Source organism: Streptomyces sp. NPDC100445 (assembly GCF_044759735.1).
Lineage (GTDB): Bacteria > Actinomycetota > Actinomycetes > Streptomycetales > Streptomycetaceae > Streptomyces.
Window position 1 is genome coordinate 92158 of sequence record NZ_JBIVZV010000010.1, and the last position, 13985, is coordinate 106142.

Sequence of the window (13985 nt, forward strand, 5' to 3'; positions counted from 1 at the left end):
CAGGTCGTGAACTCGACGAAGAGTCCTCCAGACGAGGAGTTGGTCCCGCATGGCCGCCGAACTGACCGCGCACGAGTTGACCGCGAAGCACCGGCCGACTCTCGACCAGGCCCTGGAAACGATCCGCACGCGCGCGTACTGGTCCCCGCACCCCGAGCACCCCAAGGCGTACGGCGAGCACGGCAGCCTGGACGCGGCGGCGGGCAAGGCCGCCTTCGACGCCCTGCTGGGCACCCGCCTCGCCCTCGGCCAGCCCGGCACGGACGACTGGGTGGGCGGCGAGGTCTCGCCGTACGGCGTCGAACTGGGCGTGACCTACCCGCACGCGGACCTCGACGTGCTGCTGCCGGCCATGCGGGCCGGTCAGCGGGCGTGGCGGGACGCGGGCCCGGAGGCGCGCGCGATGGTCTGTCTGGAGATCCTGAAGCGGATCAGCGACCGGACGCACGAGTTCGCGCACGCCGTGATGCACACCAGCGGTCAGGCGTTCATGATGGCGTTCCAGGCGGGTGGCCCGCACGCCCAGGACCGCGGTCTGGAGGCGGTGGCCTACGCGTTCGCGGAACAGGTCCGCACGCCCGACACGGCGGAGTGGAGCAAGCCGCAGGGCAAGCGGGACCCGCTGACCCTCACCAAGCGCTTCACCGCGGTCCCGCGCGGCATCGGCCTGGTCGTCGGCTGCAACACCTTCCCCACCTGGAACGGCTACCCGGGCCTGTTCGCCTCCCTGGCCACCGGCAACGCGGTGCTGGTCAAGCCGCACCCGCGCGCGGTGCTGCCGCTCGCCCTGACCGTGCAGGTCGCCCGGGACGTGCTGGCCGCGGCCGGCTTCGACCCGAACCTGGTCGCGCTGGCCGCCGAGCGGCCCGGCGAGGGCGTCGCCAAGACCCTCGCCACCCGCCCCGAGATCCGGATCATCGACTACACCGGGTCGACGTCCTTCGGCGACTGGCTGGAGACCCACGCCCACCAGGCGCAGGTCTACACGGAGAAGGCCGGCGTCAACACGGTCATCGTGCACTCCACCGACGACTACAAGGGCATGCTGTCCAACCTGGCGTTCTCGCTGTCCCTGTACAGCGGCCAGATGTGCACCACCCCGCAGAACCTGCTGATCCCCCGGGACGGCATCACCACCGACCAGGGCCCCAGGACCTTCGACGAGGTCACCGCCGACCTCGCCCGCGCGGTCGACGGCCTGCTCGGTGACGACGCGCGCGCCAACGCCCTGCTCGGCGCGATCGTCAACCCGGACGTCAAGGCCCGCCTGGAGGCCGCGGCCGGCCTCGGCGAGGTCGCCCTGGCCTCCCGCGAGATCACCAATCCGGAGTTCCCGGACGCGGTGGTGCGCACCCCGGTCATCGTGAAGCTCGACGGCGCCAAGCCGGACGACGAGGCGGCCTACATGAGCGAGTGCTTCGGCCCCGTCTCCTTCGCCGTCGCGGTCGACTCGGTGACGGACGCGGTCGAGCTGCTGCGCCGTACGGTCCGGGAGAAGGGCGCGATGACGGTCGGCGCGTACACCACCGACGCCGACACCGAGCGGGCCGTCGAGGAGGTCTGCCTGGAGGAGGCGGCCCAGCTCTCCCTGAACCTGACCGGCGGGGTCTACGTCAACCAGACCGCCGCGTTCTCCGACTTCCACGGCTCGGGCGGCAACCCGGCGGCGAACGCGGCCCTGTGCGACGGCGCGTTCGTGGCCGGCCGCTTCCGGGTGGTGGAGGTCCGCCGGGAGGCGTGAGCGCACCTGCCCCGGCACGGGCCGGGTGCCGCGGGCCGTCACGACGGAGGGACGGCCCGTGCGGCCGCCCTGCCCGGCGCGGCCGCTACGGGGCAGCCGGTCGGAGCGCGTCCGCGGCGGCGCCGGCCGCGCTCCAGTGGTACAGCGTCATCGCCACGCTGGTGGCCAGGTTGTAGCTGGAGACCTGGGGGCGCATGGGGAGCCGCAGGAGATGGTCGGCGCGGGCCCGCAGCTCCGCGGAGAGACCGGTGCGTTCCGAGCCGAAGGCCAGGACGGCGTCGTCGGGCAGCCGGGTGCCGCGGATGTCCTCGCCCTCCGGGTCGAGCGCGAACAGCGGGCCGGCGGGCAGCTCACCGACGTCGAGGTGTTCCACGGTGGTCGCGAAGTGCAGGCCCGCGCCGCCGCGCACCACCGCCGGATGCCAGGGGTCCAGCGTGCCCGTGGTGACCACACCGGCGGCCCCGAAACCGGCCGCCAGCCGGATCACGGCGCCGGCGTTGCCCAGGTTGCGGGGGTTGTCCAGGACGACGACGGGCGCGGTGCGGGGCGTGCGGGCGAGCGAGCGCAGTCCGTCCGCGCGCGAGGGCCGCACGGCGAGCGCGGCCACCCCGGTGGGGTGCGGGCGCGGGACGAGAGCGGCGTACGCGGGCGCGGACACCTCCGTCAATAGGGCGGCCAGCGTGTCGCGTACGTCCCCGGCCAGTTCCCCGGCGAGGGCGAGGGCGGCCTCCCGGTCGGTGGTGACCGCGACCGGCACCTCGGCGCCGAAGCGCAGCGCGTGCTTCAGCGCGTGGAAGCCGTCGAGCAGCACGGCGTCCTCCGCGTGCGCGCGCCAGCGGGCCAGGGCGTCGGTCATGCGGTGAACCCTACGCGGCCCGGCTCGACCTCCTCCGGGGAGCGGGGTGGGGGCACCGTGCGGCCGCCGCCCCGCCCGAGCCGTCCACGCGCGCGCGCCGCCAGACCGCCCAGCCGGCGCAGGAAGCCCGTCGGCAGGAACACGGCGTCCGCCGCGATCATCGCCAGCGAGAAGAACGGCAGGCCGAGAACGACCGCGATCACCGCGTGCTCGGTCATCATCATCACCAGCAGGACGTTCTTGACCCGCCGGTTGAACAGGGCGAAGGGGAAGGCGACCTGCACCATGACGGTCCCGTACGCCACGATCATCATGATCGTGCCGCTGGAGGACATCAGGTCGGCCAGTCCGGGCCAGGGGGAGAAGTAGTCCAGGTGGAGCGGGTAGTAGACGGCGGTGCCGTCCTGCCAGCGCGAGCCCTGGATCTTGTACCAGCCGGCGGTGGAGTAGATCAGGCAGGCCTCCACCATGATCACGGCCAGGGCACCGTTGTGCAGGACGTTCGTGATGACGTCCAGCAGGATCCGGGGCTGCTCCCAGGCGGCACGGCGGGCGACGGCCCACCACAGGCCGAGCGCCGCCCAGACCGTCCACAGCAGCGCCGGAATCATCCAGCCGTTGTCGAAGCGGCCGGTCAGCGTGACCGCACCGAGCGCCGCGCCGAGCACCGCCCACAGCACCGGTCCCACCCGGTCGTCGGGGACCCGCTCACCCCCCGCCCGGGCCGCCCCGGCGCGGGCCGCGCGCCGGGCGTCGAGGGACCACACCTGCCCACAGCGGGTGAACACCAGGTAGAAGGACATCAGGTGCAGGACGTTGTCACCGCCGTCGCCGACGAACACGCTGCGGTTCTGGAGCGACAGCACGCCCACCATGAACAGCACGGAGGCGGTCCGGGTGCGCCAGCCGAGCAGCAGGGCGGCGCTCGCCAGGACCGCCAGCGTGTAGCAGCACTCGAACCACAGCCGGCCGTCGGACCACAGCAGCGCCGTGAAGGCGTGGTTGTCGGCCGTCAGCCGCTTGGCGAGGTCCCAGCCCCACGGACCGGTGGGACCGTACAGCTCCTGCCGGTGGGGGAACTCGCGCAGCAGGAAGAGCAGCCAGGTCAGGGAGAAACCGATCCGGATCACGGCGCTCTGGTAAGGGCCGAGGGCCGCCTCGGTGACCCGGGCGACGCCTCGGGACAGTGCCGGGGAGAACTGGTTCACCGCACGCCTCCCGACGCCTCGTCGGCCGTCGGGGACCACCAGGGCAGCAGGCGCTGGACCGGCTTGTCGGAGACCCGCTCCCGGCTCCACGCCGGCGGCTGGACGTTGGTGGTGCTGGAGCGGACCTGCACGCGCTGGATCACACCCTCCCGGCTCGTCGGATCGTCCCGGTACAGGCGCATCACCACGATCCGCCGCAGGTACTGCTCGGAGAGCGAACCGCGCAGGCCCACGGGACGGTTGTCGGCGCCGTGCGTGGCCGCGAAGTAGTCCCAGGCCCGGCGCAGCTCGTTCTGCTGGGTGTGGCTGGGCACCAGGTTGCCGTCGATGGCGGTGCCGTCCTGGGCGGACAGGTCGGTCCACCCGGTGGTGCGCACCTGGCCGTCGCGCAGGCGGACCTGGGCGCGCACCTGGACGGCGATGTTCTGCTGGAGCGGGTTCGGCGCGAACAGCTTCCAGTTCTGCTCGAACTCCGGATAGAGCCACTCCTCTATCGCCTTGCCGTGCTGCTTGGTCACCGTGTTGGCGGGCGCCAGGCTGAGGAAGACCATCAGCACGTGCACGCAGGCGGCCACGGCGACCACCGCCAGCGCCAGCGCGGCGCCGACCTGGTAGCGGGGGGAGAGCGCGGCGATCCCGGTGCGGGGCGGGGGCGCGGGCTGTGGCGGTTCTTCCGGGAGACGCGTCCCGGCCGACCCGTCCGGGCCCTGCGGGCCCCTCGGGTCCTCGTCGTACGCGTCCATGTGGTCCCGTCCCCCGTTTCTGTCCATGCGGTCGGCCGCCTCGTCCCGGCCGGTCCCGCGGCCCGGTCGCCCGGCCAGCGGTGCGGCCGAGCGGTCGGCCCGGTGGCGCGGCGCCCGGCCGACCCCGCGTGTCTCACGAACACCACGTGCCGGCGCTCGACGGAACGGTACTCAGCCCCGGGCCCCGGGCGCAGCCCCGGGTACGCGCCCGGTACGGACGGTGCCCGGCTCACGACGGGATCAACCGGCCCCGGCCGGCCGCGCGGATGGGACCGGAAAGGGGCCGCCGAGCCCGTACGGACCGGACCGCGGCCTGCCGGGCCGACTCCCGTCCACAGGTGCCCGCCCGAGTTTTCCACAGCGGTTGACACCCCGTGGCGGCCCGGCACACCATGGATGCGCACAACCGAACGATCGGTCGGGACATGGGTGACCGGGCCGGTCGGGACAGTGCCCACCGCAGAGCCCAGGTCAGGGGGACCACATGGCCACAGCAGCCGCGCAGCGCACGGCCCGTACGGAGGCGGACGGCGCCCGCACCGTCGACACGGCGGCCCACCGACGCGCCTTCGACGCGGCCGTGGCCGCCGACGAACGCATCGAACCGCGTGACTGGATGCCCGATGCCTACCGGGCGACCCTGGTCCGGCAGATCGCCCAGCACGCGCACTCCGAGATCATCGGTATGCAGCCGGAGGCCAACTGGATCACCCGCGCGCCCTCCCTGCGCCGCAAGGCGATCCTCATGGCCAAGGTCCAGGACGAGGCCGGCCACGGCCTGTACCTGTACAGCGCGGCCGAGACCCTCGGCACCAGCCGCGACGAGCTGCTCGGCAAACTGCACTCCGGCCGCCAGAAGTACTCCTCGATCTTCAACTACCCCACGCTGACCTGGGCCGACGTGGGCGCGATCGGCTGGCTGGTGGACGGCGCCGCGATCACCAACCAGGTCCCCCTGTGCCGCTGCTCCTACGGCCCCTACGCGAGGGCGATGGTGCGCGTCTGCAAGGAGGAGTCCTTCCACCAGCGCCAGGGGTACGAGCTGCTGCTGGCCCTGAGCAAGGGCACCCCCGAACAGCACGCGATGGCCCAGGACGCGGTGGACCGCTGGTGGTGGCCGTCGCTGATGATGTTCGGCCCGCCCGACGACGAGTCCCAGCACTCGGCGCAGTCGATGGAGTGGAAGATCAAGCGCCACTCCAACGACGAGCTGCGCCAGCGCTTCGTCGACATCTGCGTCCCCCAGGCCGCGTCCCTCGGCCTCACCCTCCCCGACCCGGACCTGCGGTGGAACGAGGAGCGGGGACAGCACGACTTCGGCACGATCGACTGGACCGAGTTCTGGGACGTCCTCAAGGGCAACGGCCCGTGCAACGAACAGCGGATCACCCAGCGCAGGCGCGCCCACGACGAGGGCGCGTGGGTGAGGGAATCGGCCGCCGCCTACGCGGCCAAGCACACCGGCGGCACCGGTGAGACAGGAGCGACGCGAGCATGACCACCACCGACTGGCCCCTGTGGGAGGTCTTCGTGCGCTCCCGGCGCGGCCTCTCCCACACCCACGCCGGCAGTCTGCACGCCCCCGACGCCGAGCTGGCGCTGCGCAACGCCCGCGACCTGTACACCCGGCGCGGCGAGGGCGTCTCGATCTGGGTGGTGCCGGCCGCCACGATCACCGCGTCCTCACCGGACGAGAAGGACCCGTTCTTCGAGCCGGCCGCGGACAAGCCCTACCGGCACCCGACCTTCTACGAGATCCCGGAAGGGGTGAAGCACCTGTGACCGCCACCGGCCCCGCCGCCGTCCCGGCCGCACCCGTCGACCCCGCCGGCGTTCCGGTGACCGCCGCGCTCGCCCTCGGCGACGACGCCCTGGTGCTCTCCCACCGCCTGGGGGAGTGGGCCGGGCACGCCCCGGTCCTGGAGGAGGAGGTCGCCCTCGCCAACATCGCCCTGGACCTGCTCGGCCAGGCGCGGGTGCTGCTGTCCCTGGTCGGCGACGAGGACGAGCTGGCCTACCTCCGCGAGGAGCGCGCCTTCCGCAACCTCCAACTGGTCGAGCAGCCGAACGGCGACTTCGCGCACACCATCGCCCGCCAGCTGTACTTCTCCGTCTACCAGCAGCTGCTCTACGGCGAACTGGCCACCGGGGACGGCCCGTTCGCGCCGCTCGCCGCCAAGGCGGTCAAGGAGGTCTCCTACCACCGCGACCACGCCGAGCAGTGGACGCTGCGGCTCGGTGACGGCACACCGGTCGGCCACGAGCGGATGCAGCGGGCCTGCGACGCGCTGTGGCGGTTCACCGGGGAGATGTTCCAGCCGGTGCAGGGCCTGGACGCCGACTGGCCGGCGCTGGAGGCGAGCTGGCTGGAGTACGTCGGCGATGTGCTCGGCCGGGCCACGCTCACCGTCCCCGACGGTCCGCGCACCGGGGCGTGGGCGGCGGGCGCCGGCCGGCAGGGCCTGCACACCGAATCCTTCGGGCGGATGCTCGCCGAGATGCAGCACCTGCACCGCAGCCACCCGGGGGCGTCATGGTGACCGCGACCGCCTTGGAGGCGGAGCTGCTGGAGCTGGCCGGCGCGGTGCCCGACCCCGAACTGCCGGTGCTCACCCTGCGGGAGCTGGGCGTGCTGCGCGCGGTCCGGGTGCACGGCACGGACGCGGTGGACGTCGACCTGACCCCGACCTACACCGGCTGCCCGGCCATCGAGGCGATGAGCGTCGACATCGAACAGGCCCTGCGCGCCCACGGGATGCGCGAGGTGACCGTCCGCACCGTGCTGACGCCCGCCTGGTCGACCGACGACATCACCCCCGAAGGGCGGCGCAAACTCCAGGAGTTCGGCATCGCCCCGCCGCGCGCGCACGCCGCTTCCGGCCCCGTCCCGCTGGCGCTCGGCCCGACCCGCACGCACGGCGCGGCGACCGGCACGCCCGCCGTGGCGGAAGCCGTCCGCTGTCCGCACTGCGGCTCCGCCGACACCGAACTGCTCAGCCGGTTCTCCTCCACCGCCTGCAAGGCGCTGCGCCGCTGCCTGGCCTGCCGCGAACCGTTCGACCACTTCAAGGAGTTGTGATGGCGCGCTTCCACCCGCTCCAAGTGGCCGCGGTCGAACCGCTCACCGACGACTCCGTCGCCCTCACCCTCGGCGTCCCGCCCGAGCTGCGCGAGGAGTACCGGCACCGGCCCGGTCAGCACCTCGCGCTGCGCCGCCGGGTCGACGGCACGGAGATCCGGCGCACCTACTCGATCTGCTCGCCCGCCCCCGACCCGGCCGGAGGCGGCCCGGAGGCCCTGCGGGTGGGGGTGCGGCTGGTGGAGGGCGGCGCCTTCTCCTCCTACGCCCTGAAGGAGATCGCCGTCGGTGACGAGCTGGAGGTGATGACCCCGGCGGGCCGCTTCACCCTGGACCCGGCACCGGGGCTGTACGCGGCGGTGGTCGGCGGCAGCGGCATCACCCCGGTGCTGTCCATCGTCTCCACGCTGCTGGCACGCGAGCCGGCGGCCCGGTTCTGCCTGATACGCAGCGACCGCACGGCCGCCTCGACGATGTTCCTGGAGGAGGTCGCCGACCTCAAGGACCGCTACCCCGAGCGGTTCCAGCTGGTGACCGTGCTCTCCCGGGAGGAGCAGCGGGCGGGCCTGCCGTCGGGCCGGCTCGACCGGGAGCGCCTGGCGGGGCTGCTGCCCGCGCTGCTGCCGGTGGAGCGGGTGGCGGGCTGGTTCCTGTGCGGGCCGTACGGGCTGGTGGAGGGCGCCGAGCGGGCCCTCAGCAAGCTGGGCGTGGACCGGTCGCGGATCCACCAGGAGATCTTCCACGTGGACGCGGGCACCGCCCAGGTGGTCACCGCCTCGGCACCCGCGCACAGCACCGTCACCGCACGGCTGGACGGACGCGGCGGGACCTGGCCGGTGCGCGAGGGCGAGTCGCTGCTGGAGACGGTGCTGCGCAACCGGTCGGACGCGCCCTACGCCTGCAAGGGCGGGGTGTGCGGCACGTGCCGGGCCTTCCTGGTGGCGGGCGAGGTCCGCATGGAGCGCAACTTCGCACTGGAGAAGGAGGAGACGGAGGCCGGGTACGTGCTGGCCTGCCAGTCGCATCCGCTCACGGAGCAGGTGGAACTGGACTTCGACCGCTGACCCCGTGCCACACGACCCACCGCCCGCGCCCGCCGCACGGCACAGCACGGTGCCGCACCGCGCCGCACCCTCCGTTACAGGACGAAGCCCGGCTTGCCCTCGTCGGTGACGACCGGGCGGCCGGTGGCGTGCCAGTGCTGCATGCCGCCGTCGACATTGACCGCGTCGATGCCCTGCTGGACCAGGTACATGGTCACCTGAGCCGAGCGGCCGCCCGAGCGGCAGATGACGTGGACGCGGCCGTCCTGCGGGGCGGCCTCGGTCAGCTCCCCGTACCGGGCCACGAACTCACTGAGGGGAAGGTGCAGGGCTCCCTCGGCGTGACCCGCCTGCCACTCGTCGTCCTCCCGGACGTCCAGCAGGAAGTCGCCGTCCTTGACGTCGGTGACCTGGACCGCGGGCACACCAGCTCCGATATTCATGACTCCGACGCTACCCGAAGGACCGTGCGGCCCAGGCACGGTTCGACCCGAGAACGGTTCGGCCCCGGCAACCGCGCGCTCTCCGGAGCGGTACGGCGTACGGCTCAGGCCTGGTCCAGCAGGCCCGCCAGCCGTGCCTCCCGCTCGGTGATGTCGGCGCGCAGCCGGCCGGCGATCTCGTCGAGCAGTCCGTCCGGGTCGTCCGGTGCGAGGCGGAGCATGCCGGCGATCGCGCCGTCCTCCAGCTCGCGGGCGACGAGGGTGAGCAGCTCCTTGCGCTGGGCCAGCCACTCCAGGCGGGCGTAGAGCTCCTCGGCGGGGCTGGGCCGCCGCTCGGGCGGTACCGGCCCGGCCGCCCACTCCGCGGCCAGCTCACGGAGCAGGGCCTCGTCACCGCGGGCGTAGGCGGCGTTGACCCGGGAGATGAACTCCTCGCGCCGCTTGCGTTCCTCGTCCTCCTGCGCCAGGTCGGGGTGGGCCTTGCGGGCCAGCTCGCGGTAGAGCTTGCGGGCCCCCTCGCTGGGGCGCACCCGCTGCGGGGGCCGTACGGCCTGGTCGGTGAGCATGGCGGCGGCCTCCGGGAACAGGCCGTCACCGTCCATCCAGCCGTGCAGCAGTTCTTCCACGCCCGGGATCGGCAGGACGTGGGCGCGGGCCTCGGCGGCCCGCCGGATGTCCTCGGGGTCCTGGGTGCGGGCGGCCTTGGCCTCGGCGATCTGCGCGTCGAGTTCCTCGATGCGCAGATAGAGCGGACCGAGGCGCTGCTCGTGCAGGCGGGAGAAGTTCTCGACCTCGACGCGGTAGGTCTCCACGGCGATCTCGAACTCGATCAACGCCTGCTCGGCGGCCCGTACGGCCTGTTCGAGCCGCTCCTCGGGACGCGGCGCCTGGGACTGATCGGCTTCCGGGGTCGTCACCCGCCCAGCGTAGCCGCTGCGTGCGGCACGGACCGGCACGCCCGCGGCGCCCGGCCCGGCGGGACCACGCCGGACACCCACGGGACGACCGCGCGACGACGGCACGACGACAAATCACGACGGGTCGCCGACCGGACAGCGGCCGAGCGCGACGACCGAGCGACGACCGCACGGTGGCCGAGCGACAACCGACCGCACCCCCTCCCTCCGCAGGCCCCCGTCGCCCGGCGCCCCAGGTGACCACCACCGTGGCGGAACGGCCCGCCCCGGTCACACCCCCGGCTCGGCCGCGATCCGGCCCGCGCGGACGCCCGCGACCAGGTCGGCGTGGTCCGCCTCGGTGCGGTCGGCGTAGGCGACGGCGAAGCCGGCCACGGCCTCGTCCAGCTCCTCGTTCTTGCCGCAGTACCCGGCGATGACCCGAGGGTCGGCGCCGTGGGAGTGGGCGCGGGCGAGCAGGGCGCCGGTCATGCGCCCGTAGTCGTCGACCTGGTCGGCGGCGAGCGCGGCCGGGTCGACGCTGCCCTTGCGGTTGCGGAACTGCCGCACCTGGTACGGCCGCCCCTCGACGGTCGTCCAGCCCAGCAGGATGTCGCTGACCACCTGCATCCGCTTCTGCCCGAGGACCACCCGGCGCCCCTCGTGCGCCACCGGCGGTGTCTCGAAGCCGGCCGTGGCCAGGTGGGGGAGGAGCGCCGACGGGCGGGCCTCCTTCACCTGGAGCACCAGCGGCTCCCCGCGGTGGTCGAGGAGCAGCACGACGTAGGAGCGGGTGCCGACGCTGCCGGTGCCGACCACCCGGAAGGCCACGTCGTGGACCGCGTGCCGGGCGAGCAGTGGGCGCATGTCCTCGCCGAGGGTGGCGGTGTAGGACTCCAGGGACGCGGCGACGGCGGCCGCCTCGGCGTCCGGAATCTCCCGCAGGACCGGCGGGGCGGCCACGAACCGGCGTCCGCCGTCCACCAGCGCCTCGGTCGACCGGGCCGCGAACCGGCCGCTGGTGTTGGCCCGCGCCTTCTCCGAGACCCGCTCCAGCGTGCCGAGCAGGTCGTGGGCGTCGGTGTGGGAGACCAGTTCCTCGTCGGCGATGGCGTTCCAGGCGTCCAGGACGGGCAGCGCGGCCAGCAGCCGCATGGTGCGCCGGTAGGCGCCGGCCGCGTCCCGTGCCGCCGCGCGGCAGGTGTCCTCATCGGCGCCGGCCTCGCGTCCGGCGAGCACCAGGGAGACCGCGAGCCGCTTCAGGTCCCACTCCCAGGGGCCCTGCACGGTCTCGTCGAAGTCGTTGAGGTCGATGACCAGGCCGCCGCGGGCGTCGCCGTACAGGCCGAAGTTGGCCGCGTGCGCGTCGCCGCAGATCTGGGTGCCGATCCCGGTCACGGGGGTGCGGGCCAGGTCGTACGCCATGAGCCCGGCCGAGCCGCGGAGGAAGGCGAACGGGGTGGCGGCCATCCGGCCCACCCGTATCGGGGTCAGCTCGGACAGCCGGCCGGCGTTGGAATCGACGACCGCGCCGACGGCGTCGGGCCGGGCGGGGTCCGGTTCGAAGGTGCGGTGCGCGTCACGCGGGACGCCCGCCCTGAGCGCCTTGCCCTCCTTCTTCGGCGAGCCCTGCGGCGGCCACTGGGCGAATCCGCGCACCCGGGGCAGCCGGCGCGTGCCCCGGCCCGTCCCGTCCGCCGCTTCGGCCCCGTCGGCGCCGCCGGCCGTCCCGGCCGCGCCCTCCACGACGTCCCCACCGGTTCCGGTCACCACGACCGCCTCCCCCGTACTCCCCGCACGCCTGTCGCACAGACGTCGGTACGAACACCGACTCGGGGGAGACCGTACAGCCGGCGACCGGAACACCTCGGGCCGGCAGGGGCCCTCGGACACACGGACCGCCACCGGGTCGCTCGTGTCCGGACCCGCCGAAACTCCGTGAGATAGCTCACCGGGGAAGGGGACGGGACCGCGGCGGAGTGGTACAACGAGAGACGGGCCCCCACCGTGACTTCCGTCACCGGTGGAGACCCGTCTCATCGGTTCTCGTTGTGCGCGAGGGGGGAGTTGAACCCCCACGCCCTTGCGGGCACTGGAACCTGAATCCAGCGCGTCTGCCTATTCCGCCACCCGCGCATTGGGTGTGTCTTCCGTTTCCCGCCCTTTCGGGCCGGCCCCTTCCGACACGCAGAACATTAGCACGTGGGACGGGGTGGATTCACATCCCTTCCCGGGCGCCCCCGCCGCCGGTGCGGGGGTCCGATGCGGCGCGCCCGTGGCCGCCGGGCGGTGCCGCGCGTTTCAAGGAGACGCGGTTCACGTATCAACCTCGTACCGGTCCCGGCCATCTCACCAGGAGGCGGATCGGGTGCACAGCCGGGTGCGGGACACTGGGTCACGCTCGCCTCTACGATCCATGCCAGCAGGACGCGCGCCAGGAGTTCGAAGGGGAGCCGCTGGGGGAACCGGCTGATTGGCGGGCGCGTAGATACGATCAGTGAGCAGTACCGGAAGTACCCGGCAAGGCAGCGGCACACAGCAGGGCAAGACAGCGGCAGGGACGGAGGAGGTGCCCCATGGGAGTCCTGAAGAAGTTCGAGCAGCGTCTCGAAGGTCTGGTGAACGGCACCTTCGCCAAGGTCTTCAAGTCCGAGGTCCAGCCCGTGGAGATCGCCGGAGCGCTCCAGCGGGAGTGCGACAACAACGCCACCATCTGGAACCGTGACCGGACCGTCGTACCCAACGACTTCATCGTGGAGCTGAGCGCGCCCGACCACGAGCGCCTCAGCCCCTACTCCGGGCAGCTCGGTGACGAGCTGGCCGGAATGGTGCGCGACTACGCCAAGCAGCAGCGCTACACCTTCATGGGCCCGATCAAGGTCAATCTGGAGAAGGCCGAGGACCTGGACACCGGCCTGTACCGGGTGCGCTCGCGCACCCTCGCCTCCTCCAGCGACCAGCAGGGCCAGCCCCCCGCGGCACAGGCCGGGCGGCCCGGCCCCACGGGCGCCGGCGCCCCGGGCGGCTACGGCTCGCCCGCCGGCCCGCCCCCGATGCCGGCCGCGCCGCCGCCCGGCGCCCGACCCGGCGGCTACGGCTACCCGCAGCCCGCCACCCAGCGACCCGCCGCGGCGCCGATGAGCGGCGCGCGCACCCGCTACTGGATCGAGATCAACGGCACCCGCCACCAGATCTCCCGCCCGACGCTGGTGCTGGGCCGCAGCACCGACGCCGACGTGCGGATCGACGACCCCGGCGTCTCCCGCCGGCACTGCGAGATCCGGACCGGAACGCCCTCGACGATCCAGGATCTCGGCTCCACCAACGGCATCGTGGTGGACGGGCAGCACACCACCCGCGCTACGCTCCGCGACGGCTCGCGGATCGTCGTGGGCAGCACCACCGTTATCTATAGGCAAGCCGAAGGGTGAAGCGGGGGCAATGTCAGAGCTGACCCTCACGGTCATGCGGCTGGGTTTCCTGGCCGTACTGTGGCTGTTCGTGATCGTGGCCGTGCAGGTCATCCGGAGCGACCTGTTCGGTACGCGCGTCACTCAGCGCGGATCGCGTAGGGAGGCCGGTCGCCCGCAGCAGGCGGCCCCCCGGCCGCAGACCCGGCAGCAGGCCGCCGCGCCCCCGCCCCAGCGCGGGCAGCAGGGCGGTGGCCGGCGTGGCCGCAACGCCCCCTCCAAGCTGGTCGTGACGGAGGGCACCCTGACGGGTACCACCGTCGCGTTGCAGGGCCAGACCATCACGCTGGGCCGGGCGCACGACTCGACCATCGTGCTGGACGACGACTACGCCTCCAGCCGCCATGCCAGGATCTACCCGGACCAGAACGGCCAGTGGATCATCGAGGACCTGGGCTCCACCAACGGCACCTACCTGGACCGGTCCCGGCTGACGACCCCCACACCGATCCCGCTGGGCGCGCCGATCCGCATCGGCAAGACCGCAATCGAGCTGCGGAAGTAGT

14 protein-coding genes and 1 tRNA gene are annotated in these 13985 nt (G+C 73.3%); 8 read left to right on the top strand and 7 right to left on the bottom strand.

Annotation, left to right across the window (positions count from 1 at the left end; translation table 11 throughout):
- The first annotated feature begins 49 nt into the window (after positions 1–49).
- A complete protein-coding gene (paaN, locus tag ACIQVT_RS23270) occupies positions 50–1741 on the top strand; it encodes a phenylacetic acid degradation protein PaaN (RefSeq protein WP_403757091.1) in 1692 nt (563 codons plus the stop codon).
- An 85-nt stretch (positions 1742–1826) separates the two neighbouring features.
- Here the strand turns inward: paaN and ACIQVT_RS23275 are convergent, their stop codons facing one another.
- From ACIQVT_RS23275 to ACIQVT_RS23285, 3 genes are read right to left on the bottom strand one after another with little or no spacing between them, the layout of a single operon-like run.
- Positions 1827–2597 carry a TrmH family RNA methyltransferase gene (locus tag ACIQVT_RS23275; protein ID WP_403757094.1) on the bottom strand — a complete coding sequence of 257 codons (771 nt, stop codon included), beginning with the start codon at positions 2595–2597 and terminating at the stop codon, positions 1827–1829.
- Positions 2594–3805 (bottom strand): HTTM domain-containing protein, encoded by a 1212-nt coding sequence (locus ACIQVT_RS23280; RefSeq protein ID WP_403757097.1) that lies wholly within the window; start codon positions 3803–3805, stop codon positions 2594–2596. The genes ACIQVT_RS23275 and ACIQVT_RS23280 overlap by 4 nt, the downstream gene beginning before the upstream one ends.
- Positions 3802–4548: a DUF5819 family protein gene (locus ACIQVT_RS23285; protein ID WP_403757727.1), complete on the bottom strand. Its 747-nt coding sequence runs from the start codon at positions 4546–4548 to the stop codon at positions 3802–3804. Before ACIQVT_RS23285 ends, ACIQVT_RS23280 begins: the two co-directional genes overlap by 4 nt.
- A gap of 484 nt (positions 4549–5032) precedes the next feature.
- Between ACIQVT_RS23285 and paaA the strand changes: the two genes are divergently transcribed.
- Genes paaA through ACIQVT_RS23310 form a run of 5 tightly spaced genes read left to right on the top strand, consistent with a single transcriptional unit; the run spans position 5033 to position 8691 of the window.
- Positions 5033–6046 carry a 1,2-phenylacetyl-CoA epoxidase subunit PaaA gene (paaA, locus tag ACIQVT_RS23290; RefSeq protein WP_403757100.1) on the top strand — a complete coding sequence of 338 codons (1014 nt, stop codon included), beginning with the start codon at positions 5033–5035 and terminating at the stop codon, positions 6044–6046.
- Entirely contained in the window at positions 6043–6330 is a 288-nt protein-coding gene (paaB, locus tag ACIQVT_RS23295; protein WP_403757106.1) for a 1,2-phenylacetyl-CoA epoxidase subunit PaaB, read from the top strand. The genes paaA and paaB overlap by 4 nt, the downstream gene beginning before the upstream one ends.
- 56 nt (positions 6331–6386) lie before the next feature.
- Positions 6387–7088 carry a 1,2-phenylacetyl-CoA epoxidase subunit PaaC gene (gene paaC / locus ACIQVT_RS23300; RefSeq protein WP_403757730.1) on the top strand — a complete coding sequence of 234 codons (702 nt, stop codon included), beginning with the start codon at positions 6387–6389 and terminating at the stop codon, positions 7086–7088.
- On the top strand, positions 7082–7627 hold the full coding sequence (gene paaD / locus ACIQVT_RS23305; protein WP_403757109.1) for a 1,2-phenylacetyl-CoA epoxidase subunit PaaD: 546 nt from the start codon (positions 7082–7084) through the stop codon (positions 7625–7627). Before paaC ends, paaD begins: the two co-directional genes overlap by 7 nt.
- Complete coding sequence (locus tag ACIQVT_RS23310) at positions 7627–8691, top strand: 2Fe-2S iron-sulfur cluster-binding protein (RefSeq protein ID WP_403757112.1); 1065 nt, start codon at positions 7627–7629, stop codon at positions 8689–8691. Before paaD ends, ACIQVT_RS23310 begins: the two co-directional genes overlap by 1 nt.
- 74 nt (positions 8692–8765) lie before the next feature.
- Here ACIQVT_RS23310 and ACIQVT_RS23315 read toward each other — a convergent pair whose 3' ends face one another.
- From ACIQVT_RS23315 to ACIQVT_RS23330, 4 genes are all read right to left on the bottom strand, one after another.
- On the bottom strand, positions 8766–9095 hold the full coding sequence (locus tag ACIQVT_RS23315; protein ID WP_403757733.1) for a rhodanese-like domain-containing protein: 330 nt from the start codon (positions 9093–9095) through the stop codon (positions 8766–8768).
- 122 nt (positions 9096–9217) lie between these two features.
- Complete coding sequence (locus ACIQVT_RS23320) at positions 9218–10030, bottom strand: hypothetical protein (RefSeq protein WP_403757115.1); 813 nt, start codon at positions 10028–10030, stop codon at positions 9218–9220.
- Positions 10031–10300: 270 nt separating this feature from the next.
- Entirely contained in the window at positions 10301–11755 is a 1455-nt protein-coding gene (locus tag ACIQVT_RS23325) for a DUF2252 domain-containing protein (protein ID WP_403757737.1), read from the bottom strand.
- Between the two features lie 306 nt (positions 11756–12061).
- Positions 12062–12145: transfer RNA gene (locus tag ACIQVT_RS23330), tRNA-Leu, on the bottom strand.
- Positions 12146–12585: 440 nt separating this feature from the next.
- Here ACIQVT_RS23330 and ACIQVT_RS23335 point away from each other — a divergent pair.
- The gene (locus tag ACIQVT_RS23335) at positions 12586–13440 is read left to right on the top strand and encodes an FhaA domain-containing protein (protein ID WP_403757118.1); all 855 of its coding nucleotides are present in this window, start codon (positions 12586–12588) and stop codon (positions 13438–13440) included.
- A gap of 10 nt (positions 13441–13450) precedes the next feature.
- A complete protein-coding gene (locus ACIQVT_RS23340) occupies positions 13451–13984 on the top strand; it encodes an FHA domain-containing protein (RefSeq protein ID WP_403757121.1) in 534 nt (177 codons plus the stop codon).
- Position 13985 lies beyond the last annotated feature (1 nt).